At 63.2% G+C, this 8,759-nt stretch carries 11 protein-coding genes and 1 pseudogene; 2 read left to right on the top strand and 10 right to left on the bottom strand.

What is annotated here, in order from left to right:
- Positions 1-218: 218 nt before the first annotated feature.
- The 10 genes and pseudogenes from PVW27_RS20975 to PVW27_RS20930 all read right to left on the bottom strand — a co-directional run bounded on the left by PVW27_RS20975 (position 219) and on the right by PVW27_RS20930 (position 7,885).
- Positions 219-809 (bottom strand): hypothetical protein, encoded by a 591-nt coding sequence (locus tag PVW27_RS20975; RefSeq protein ID WP_274561070.1) that lies wholly within the window; start codon positions 807-809, stop codon positions 219-221.
- A 28-nt stretch (positions 810-837) separates the two neighbouring features.
- Positions 838-1,248 carry a hypothetical protein gene (locus tag PVW27_RS20970; protein WP_073067656.1) on the bottom strand — a complete coding sequence of 137 codons (411 nt, stop codon included), beginning with the start codon at positions 1,246-1,248 and terminating at the stop codon, positions 838-840.
- A gap of 71 nt (positions 1,249-1,319) precedes the next feature.
- The gene (locus PVW27_RS20965) at positions 1,320-1,814 is read right to left on the bottom strand and encodes a hypothetical protein (protein ID WP_073067658.1); all 495 of its coding nucleotides are present in this window, start codon (positions 1,812-1,814) and stop codon (positions 1,320-1,322) included.
- 2,196 nt (positions 1,815-4,010) lie between these two features.
- A pseudogene (locus PVW27_RS21635) lies at positions 4,011-4,415 on the bottom strand (vWA domain-containing protein); the annotation flags it as partial.
- Complete coding sequence (locus PVW27_RS20955) at positions 4,412-5,383, bottom strand: hypothetical protein (protein ID WP_274561063.1); 972 nt, start codon at positions 5,381-5,383, stop codon at positions 4,412-4,414. The pseudogene PVW27_RS21635 and the gene PVW27_RS20955, both read right to left, overlap by 4 nt.
- Before the next feature lie 26 nt (positions 5,384-5,409).
- Positions 5,410-5,934 carry a hypothetical protein gene (locus PVW27_RS20950; protein ID WP_274561061.1) on the bottom strand — a complete coding sequence of 175 codons (525 nt, stop codon included), beginning with the start codon at positions 5,932-5,934 and terminating at the stop codon, positions 5,410-5,412.
- Positions 5,931-6,458, bottom strand: a complete 528-nt coding sequence (locus PVW27_RS20945) for a hypothetical protein (RefSeq protein ID WP_274561059.1) — start codon at positions 6,456-6,458, stop codon at positions 5,931-5,933. The genes PVW27_RS20950 and PVW27_RS20945 overlap by 4 nt, the downstream gene beginning before the upstream one ends.
- The gene (locus tag PVW27_RS20940) at positions 6,455-6,934 is read right to left on the bottom strand and encodes a hypothetical protein (RefSeq protein ID WP_274561057.1); all 480 of its coding nucleotides are present in this window, start codon (positions 6,932-6,934) and stop codon (positions 6,455-6,457) included. The genes PVW27_RS20945 and PVW27_RS20940 overlap by 4 nt, the downstream gene beginning before the upstream one ends.
- Positions 6,935-6,942: 8 nt before the next feature.
- Positions 6,943-7,515, bottom strand: coding sequence for a hypothetical protein (locus PVW27_RS20935; RefSeq protein WP_274561055.1), 573 nt, complete (start codon positions 7,513-7,515; stop codon positions 6,943-6,945).
- A 1-nt stretch (position 7,516) separates the two neighbouring features.
- Entirely contained in the window at positions 7,517-7,885 is a 369-nt protein-coding gene (locus PVW27_RS20930) for a hypothetical protein (protein ID WP_274561053.1), read from the bottom strand.
- Between the two features lie 135 nt (positions 7,886-8,020).
- Here PVW27_RS20930 and PVW27_RS20925 point away from each other — a divergent pair, with 135 nt between their 5' ends.
- Both PVW27_RS20925 and PVW27_RS20920 read left to right on the top strand, forming a co-directional pair.
- Positions 8,021-8,503 (top strand): molybdopterin-dependent oxidoreductase, encoded by a 483-nt coding sequence (locus tag PVW27_RS20925; protein WP_084732134.1) that lies wholly within the window; start codon positions 8,021-8,023, stop codon positions 8,501-8,503.
- Positions 8,500-8,640, top strand: a complete 141-nt coding sequence (locus PVW27_RS20920; protein WP_274561050.1) for a hypothetical protein — start codon at positions 8,500-8,502, stop codon at positions 8,638-8,640. The genes PVW27_RS20925 and PVW27_RS20920 overlap by 4 nt, the downstream gene beginning before the upstream one ends.
- The last annotated feature ends 119 nt before the right edge of the window (positions 8,641-8,759 follow it).

Raw genomic sequence — 8,759 nt, 5'->3', positions numbered from 1 at the left:
GCATGAGATGGTCGCCCAATGGAGCCCACCGCGTGGCTGTTGTCCGCGCCGCCGTTCTCGACGGTCGGCTAACCGGAGCCTACCAAAGAGCAGCCGCATGACCCCCAAGTTTTGCCCACTCCCGTTGACTTTCGTATACCACATTTAAGGGCTACGCGACAGACGGGAAGGAGCAGCGCAGTGAACAGGCCGGCGATCGGTCTTTTCATGGCAGGCTCCTATTCTCCGACCCGATTCAGCCAAACCACGCGCCGCGCAATCACATACTGGCCTTGAGCGGCGCCCTCGATCTCGAGAATGGCATAGATCGTATCCATATCGACCGGCAGCATGCGCAGCGTCATGTCCATGACCGCGCCCGCCATGCTCACGTCGCCTCGGCCGACGAGGCGCGGCAGATCTTCCTGATCGCAGTCTCCGGCCCATGCCAGGACCGCATCGTCCGGCGTAAGCACCGGCTCTGGGATCTTGGGGTGGTCGATCTCGATCACCCAGCGACCCTCGTCCGCGAGGGTGACGGCCATCGGTTCGGTCATCTCGGGGTGATCGAGCAGCAGATCCTCGCCCAGCAGCCAGATGGACATGGTCTCGGTTTCGGGCGAGGGCTGCATGGGGATGACCATCCCGCTGGCAAGGACGTAGCCGGAAAGGTGGGCGACGCGCCAGTCGCCCACGAACCGCTCGCGCAACTCCTGCCACGCTGTCGGCGAGGACATGCCGCAAAGGGGCGAACTGTCGCTCCGATCCTGTGCCAGGGCAGGCACGGCGGCACAGACCAGAACGATCGTCAGCGCGAGGGCCCGTTTCATCGGCTTCATTCCTCCTTACCGTAGCAGGTTAGTGCCCTGCGACTGTGATCTGGCCCTCCACGACATCAAGGACGAGGGGATGGCGCTGTCCCGGCACCCGGTCCGACATCGGATGAGCCACCAGGTGCGCTTCGATCTCTCCGTTGAAACGCAGCGAGCCATCCCCGTCGCGCTCGATATCCAGGATTGTGCGCGTCCCCGTATCGTCAGCGAGCCGTAGAACTGGATTTCCAGCTCCGTCCTCGATCCGCAGTTCGAGGAGGCTTGCCGTTCCCTCGACCATCATCACTAGCAAACGGATCGGGCCGATATCTTTCGGCACCTCCTGCGGATCGGCGAAGATGCGCAGGGAGCCGACATCATCGCTCTCGAAATGGTACTCCGACCGCTCCGCGTCGATGCGCCAGGACGTGGGCGCGCCGTCCAGAAACCCAGTCATGCTCCCGTCTGGTTCCTGAGCGAGGACAGGTGCGGAAAGGCAGATCGCAACTAGGGAAAACGCCGCGGTCCTCACTGCAACTCACCCAATACGGCTTCAAACGTCAGGCTAACACTGAGAGTATCGTCGGGGTCAGGATTACGAAGGGCAATCCGGTCCATACTGGTTAGAACACCTTCCACCTGGCCCGCGATTGCCAGCACATCGCCTTGGTAGGAGGCGCTCGTAATTGTCAGGGAGAGTTCATCGTCCAGGTCCGCACGGTAAACGCGATACGGATCGGTATTGAGAATTGGAACGTCGATTTCTGCGGAAAAGAAGCCACCATCGAGATCGCCGATCCACTCTGCGCCGACGGACAAGCTGCCCAGGCCGCGCTCCCTCAGTGCCGGTGCTCGAAAATAGATTGAAAAGCTTGAAGACGTGAAGTCGGACTGCTCTGTCCAGACCGACAGTTCAATCTCTTCGCCTGCGATCGTCCCGGATGCCGTTCCCCCCGGCTCTGCGGCTACGGCAGGCACGACAAGGGCCAGAAGGCCAAATGCCGTAATGACTGATCTGAGCATGGTTATGAATTCTCCTGATTTTTGTGACGCCCGTCATTCGCCAAGCGTGATGATCGCGCGGCCGAGAACTGCCCTTGCCGTTATGTCCAGATAGCGGATTTCGTAGGTGCCGGGCGCATCCGGCATTTCGATCTCCAGGCTGTCGATCCCGACGGCGCTTGCGAAACTGATCCAGCTGAAATCCGCCTGATCGGCGCGAGCCAGCGCAACACGCCGGTCCTCGCTTTCGCCGCCGCCGGTCCAGCGCACGACGATGGTCTCGCCCGGCCTCGCGGTGGCGGGCACGACGAGCCCGGCACCCTCATCCATCGGCGCATCTGCCGCCAGAACTTCGATCGGCCGGCGCGCCATGACCCGATCGCCATGATCCAGATGGTAACGGACTTCATAGGCGCCTGGCTCCGCCGGGGCGGTGAACGTGCCGCGATCAGCATCGCCGATGCGGCGATAGCCGCTTTGCTCGCCGTCGGGCGTGCCGATTCGAACGATGGCAACGTAATCGCGCGGATGGATGACGCCGCTCCATGATACGGTGATTTCCGTTTCGGCCCGCACCCTGTCGGGTCCGTTGAGCGAGACATCACCTTCGATCACCTCGACGGGCGCGCGGGCGAGAACTCGGTCGCCGGTGTCGAGTTGCAGGCGTACCTCGTAAAGCCCCGGTTCGGCCGGCGCACGCAACTCGCCCTCGGCATCGCCTTCCATGCGGTGGTAATCGCCATAGGCTCCGTCATCTGCCCCTGCGGGCACGATGGTGACGTAATCGCGCGGATGCAGGCCCTCGGCCTGCCAGGTGACGGGGAAGGCCGATCCGACGACGACCTGTGCCGGCGCCGATACGGTGACGTCCGCATCGACCACCTCGACGGGTGTGCGGGCGAGAACCCGATCGCCGGTGTCGAGTTGCAGGCGCACCTCATAAAGCCCCGGCTCGGCTGGCGCACGCAACTCGCCCTCGGCATCGCCTTCCATGCGGTGGTAATCGCCATAGGCTCCGTCATCTGCCCCTGCGGGCACGATGGTGACGTAATCGCGCGGATGCAGGCCCCCGGCCTGCCAGGTGACGGGGAAAGCCGACCCGACGACGACCTGTGCCGGCGCCGATACGGTGACGTCCGCATCGACCACCTCGACGGGTGTGCGGGCGAGAACTCGGTCGCCGGCGTCGAGTTGCAGGCGCACCTCATAAAGCCCCGGCTCGGCTGGCGCACGCAACTCGCCCTCGGCATCGCCTTCCATGCGGTGGTAATCGCCATAGGCTCCGTCTTCCGCCCCCGCGGGGACGATGGTGACGTAATCGCGCGGATGCATGCCCTCAGCCTGCCAGGTGACGGGGAAAGCCGACCCGACGACGACCTGTGCCGGCGCCGATACGGTGACGTCCGCATCGACCACCTCAATGGGTGTGCGAGCGAGAACCCCGTCGCCGGCGTCGAGTTGCAGCCGCACCTCATAGAAGCCGGGTTGGGTCGGGGCGCGCAGTTCGCCCTCGGTCCGGTCCTCAAGCCGATCGTAGTCGCCATAGATCCCGTCCTCTGCATCGGCGGGCACGATTGTGACGTAATCGCGCGGATGCAGGTCCTCGCCTTCCCATGTCACCCTGAACGCGGACCCGACAACGGCCTGCGCCGGAGCGAATACCTGCGCGAGGGGCTGCTCTGGCGCGATAGGCGGGAAGATCGCGTGGACATTGCGTGCGCTGTCCGATGCCAGACTGATTTCGGTCTGCGAGAAGTCGTCCTGAGCCGTCGAATGGACCGTCACGATATAATCGCCGAACGGCAGATCGGCGGTGAGGGGATTTGCGGTGCCCGTCCGCATCATGTTGAATCCGGTGTCCGAGATTTCCCAAATCACCTCGCCGGGCAGAAGGGGAATATCCAATGGCATCGACGGTTGGTCCCAGATAGGTTCGTCGCCGATCTTCCCGCCAGCGAGATTGGCGGTGAAGGTGAAGGTTCCCGAAGGTGGCGCGGCGGTGACTTCACGCAGTGCGTCGGTCAGTTCGCGGGCGTTGTCAGCGGTCAGGAAGCGGCCGCCGGTCTCCTCGGCGATACATTGCATCTGCATCAGCGCCTCAGCCTCGCCCCTGACGTCGAAGCCGATGACGTGGGCGGTGAAGTCCACGCCGGCCGCCTCCAGCGCGCGGGCGGCAGCGCAGGGATCGGGGTTGCAGGTTTCGATGCCGTCCGAGACGAGGATCACGGTTGCCGCCTGTTCGGTATGGCGCAGCGCTTGGGCAGCGGCGATGACAGCATCGGTCATCGGGGTCATGCCGCGCGGGTTCAGTTCGTTAACGATCCGGGCAATCTCGTCGGCGGTGCCCGGCGCCGGCGCAACAACGGTCTCGATATCCGAGCATTGTCCGCGCTCGCGGTGGCCGTAGGTGACGAAGCCGAGATTCTGATCGGCGGGGAAATCCGACACAATGTCCCCGACGACATCGCGCGCGATGGTGATTTTGTTCACCCCATCGATCTGCCCCCACATCGACCCCGAGGCGTCCAAAACGAGGATCGTGCTGGGGCGCTCCTGGGCAAGCGCCGCCGGCGCAAGGGCGGATGTCAGGGCGATGAACCCGGCGGTCACAAGAGATCTCATGTGGCTTCTCCATCGCGCGCTGTCCCGAAGTGGGCACCGGCGCGTTCTTTCAGCTTGCGGAAATGTGAGGACATCTGCTCCAGCCGCGCGTCCCACTCAGGGTCGGGCTCCTGGCCATCGGTGATCCTGAAATAGACCTGCATCAGGCAGGTGACGGCGAAGGGCTCGAGAAAGGCCGCCTTGACGCTCCAGGCGAACAGCAACGCGAAAACGAAGCCGCCCGCCGACCAGGCACCGGGGATGGCGTAGACCAGTGCGGCAGCCGGGGCGAGCATCACGAGGAAGATCAGAAAGGCGAGGCCGTAGGTAAAAAGCGTCAGCCAGGCGGCGTTGCGCAGCATCACTTTCCAGTTCTGGCCGTAGAGCACCAGCGCCTCACGCGCCGATCCCCAGGCATCCGTTGAGCGGGTGCGGATCGCATGAGCGAGGATCACCTCATCGATGAACCCGACCGCCATGCGTAGGAATGCCTGGACGACGCCCATCAACTGCCGGACATAGGGGATTGGCAGGATCGACAGGATGCCGCGCGCCAGCCCCGTGACGGCGCGAATAACGCCCTTTACCAACTGGTCCAGCGCGAAGAGCAACGACGCCTGGCCGAAGCGTTCTTTCACCACGGTCGTGGCATGGGCGATCTGACCGCGCCCTTCCGGCAGAGGCCTGCCGTCGATCAACTCGACCAAAACCGCGACGTGACCCGCCTTGACGACGTAAAGGATGTACTCGCGCAGCCAATACATTACCGCGCCGGTCACACCGAACCCCGCCATGCCGCCCCAGGCCATAGCGGTCGCGCGGAAATCTTCATCCCCGAAGGCGCCGACGCCCCAGCCGATCACGACGCCGGCGCCGGTCGCAAGGATATAGGCCAGCGTGATCCCGAAATAGACCGCCGCTCGCAAGAGCACGAAAGGCAGCGTCCGCATCATCAGGCTGAACGCCTGTCCGATATTGAAATCCCACAAAGCTCCGGTTTCCTTTCGGGTGTCGATCAGTCTGAGAGGTGACGGCCGGGGGCGGTCGCTTCGTCCCCGAAATGGCGCCGCAGCCAGGCGTTGATGTCATTGGCGACTAGCGCGGGCCCGTCGCCGGACACGCTCCACCGCGACAGCGTGACTCGTGTGGCCGGGCGCGTGTCGCGAAAGACCAGAACCACCTTCGAGGTGCTGCGGTCCTCTCGCGCGGTGTGGCTGCGGTCAAGTTCGGCACTGTCCAGCGCCTCCAGCGGATAGTCCCGCCGGCGTGTGCCGAGGCGCGATGTCCGGGTGATGCTGGCCAGCCCCGTCCCCGCATCCAGCCGGAGCCGCGTGCGCTCGGACAGGGCAATGTATCCCGCGATGAAGGCCCCGTTCAGCCCGACCAGCAGCACCAACGCGGTCAGGAACTCGCCGCCGATCAGATTGGCAAGCCCGATCAGCGTGATCGGCAGGACAGGCAGCATGACGAACCACAGGATGAAGCGCGGTATCGCCAGTTCCAGTTCCAGTCGTTCGGGCGTATTCGTCTCAATACTCATGACGGGTTTCCCTTTCCCTGGCGGGAGAGCCAGCCATTGACGATGCCCGTCAGATGCGCCACCTCTTCGGGGTCCGGACGGAACATGGGCACTATGATCTCGCGCCGCTCTGGTCCCGATCCGCAAATCAGCACCAGCCGGGTCTCATCGTTTCCTGCCGCCGTGCCATAGTGCGCGACGCTTTCCAGCTTGTGCAGGTCCGAAAGTGCGAATGTCTCTTCACGCCGCCCGCGCAATGTGGTCACACGCAGCCGGACAAGACCGGCATGCCTGTCCAGGCTCAGTTGAGTCAGCTGCACCAACTCGTGCATGTAGAGCCAGCCGATCAGGCCCACCACGGCAAGCACGATGATCCCTGTTCCGGTCGCACCATCTGAGATGGCTGCCAGGCCCGCTGCGATCGCCACCAATATCACCGCCGCAGCAATCACCGCTCGCCGGACCGGACGATTCTCGATCTCCAGCACGCTGTCGGAGATTTGCGTCACGCGCAGCGGATCAGCCAGAAACTCGGCCAGTGTCATGGGCCGGCACCCAACGACGTGTCGATCCGCCCCTCGACGTCGCGACAGTCATCCGGGGCATCCCGGCGGCATAGGGTTGCCGCAAAGCTGGCCTGGATGCGGCCTTCATCCTCAAGTTCCAGCAGGTCGATCGACATCTGCGGCGGCTCTTCCTCGCTTTCCCAGACCGCGCCCGCCATCGCCCCGCGATCGGGCCGCATGTCGATGGTCAGACCGGCGGGCGGCGTATCGCCGGAAGGCTTGCCGTGAAAGGTCAGGCCGATGGAAATGCTGCCGTCGCCAAGTGCATGCAGTTCGATCATGGTCAGCGGGCCGATATCGGTGATCTGCACCATCGCCGAGCCATCATCCTGACGCATCACCTGCCAGTTCAGTTCTTCACCGTCCAAGTTTGCCCCGATCTCGCCGATGGCGTCCAATGCACCAGCCGGGGTTGCGATTCCGAGGGCCAGGACAAGCGGGACAAGCACCTTCATTGGCATTCCTATCGGCTGATTAGCTGTTCGCGGACGCCCCGCGCCGAATTGCGTTTTGTTCCCATCGCCTCATTGGCCGAGAAGAAACTGATGATCCCGTCCGAGCGCCGCGCACCGGTGCCGAATTGCCATTCGAATTGCGGCGCCGAGGCAATCTGGCAATCCTGAACCAACGCCCATTCCCAAGGCTCCGCGCCGGGCTCGGAACCCGTTGAAGTCAACATATAAAACTGCGGGTCCATTGCCTCGCCACGCACAAAGTCAAAGCGCAGCGGCTTGTTGCCACCTCGAACCGGCACCAGTTCGGTCTGAATGCCGTCCGAACCCAGATACAATCGGTTGCGGTTCCGATCATAAATGATCTCGAAGGTGCTCTCCTGAACGCCTATTGCCACACTCGTTCCAATGGCGGCTTCGGTCCACGTTCCCGCGATCAGCGGACCAATCTGTCGCAGGTCAAAACTACCGGCGCGATGGACGTCCGCGTGGCAGACCGGGTTGGACGGTTCACCGGCCAGTGCTGAGGTTGCCGTAGCGATCAGCAGCAGGGCCGCAGTTCGGGCAAGGGCGGGTCCAGCCATCTCAGTCGAGCTCTTCAAGCCGGGTGTCGAAGCTGAAGATGACAGGCCGGGTTTCGGATGTGGGGCCGCCGCTGACTTGCCCGGTCAGCGTGCCCTTCAAGGCGACGATCCCGTCGCCCGGCGTGAAGTCCTCCAGGGTCAGTGTCAGGCTGTCCTGATCGCCCTCCATCTGCGCGGCAAGCAAGGAGGCATCGGCATAGTTGCCGATGATCGTCGCGCCGGACAATTCGGGGGCAACAGTCAGCTCCAGCGGCTGATCGCCAAAACTGCCGGTAACCAGCCCTCCAGGCTCGTCGGCCAGCGCCGGCAGCGCCAGAAGACAGGCCAGAACAGGTATGCCCGCTCTTCGCATGGTCGAGAAGATGGTCAAGAGTAGATCCTCCTGCTGTTTAATTCTGAGTTTAGTTCTACTCAAGACTGGCCGCCCCGTTCGTTTGAACGGGGAACGTGCGGTCTTTTGTGCTAAAGTTGCACAGGAACCGGGTTCTTACGTCAGGTTGTGGTGATGAACTTGCGGCATCGCATCGCTCGAACCGCGCTGATCGCAGCGCTTTTGCTCAGCTCCGTGCCGGCGGCCGCCGAGAACGTTCTGCTGACCCTGACCGGGGCGGTCACGGATGGCAGGGTGGAGCTGACGCGCGCGGATTTCGATGCGATGGACTGGCATGAGTTTGCCACATCGACCAGCGTCACAGATCACCAGCCAGAGTTTCGCGGCGTGCTGATGCGCGACATCCTTGCCCACGCCGGGGCCGAGGGCAGCCAAGTGCGCGCCGCGGCATTGAACGATTATGTCGTCGATATCCCCATTGAGGATTTTTACCAGTTTGACGTTCTGGCCGCGCTTTACATGGATGGTGTACCTTTGACCCCGCGCGACAAGGGCCCGGTCTGGATCGTCTATCCGCGCGACGATCATGGGGTTCTGGCCGATATCCGCTATGACATGCGATGGGTCTGGCAGCTTGTCGCGCTGCATGTGCAATGACCACCCGCCAAGAGTGGATACGATATCTGGGGCTGGGCGGTCTGGTTCTGGTCTGCCTGGGCCTTCTGGGTCTGGCTGCGTGGCAGCTAGTTCAGTTGGAACGTCAGATGCGGATCGGTGTGTCGCTTAGCCCTTAGTACTACAGTTGCGTATTATAGCGTGTTTTTCGATGTGCGATGGCGGCGGCGACTTGATGCTCGCGTCGCCATCGCGACCAGTTCCATATGAAGGCGGCGGTGAGTATGGGGCGCGGCAG

The sequence above is a fragment of the Seohaeicola sp. 4SK31 genome (assembly GCF_028802875.1).
Taxonomy (GTDB): Bacteria; Pseudomonadota; Alphaproteobacteria; order Rhodobacterales; family Rhodobacteraceae; genus Seohaeicola.
This window is presented reverse-complemented; position numbering and strand designations above follow the sequence as displayed.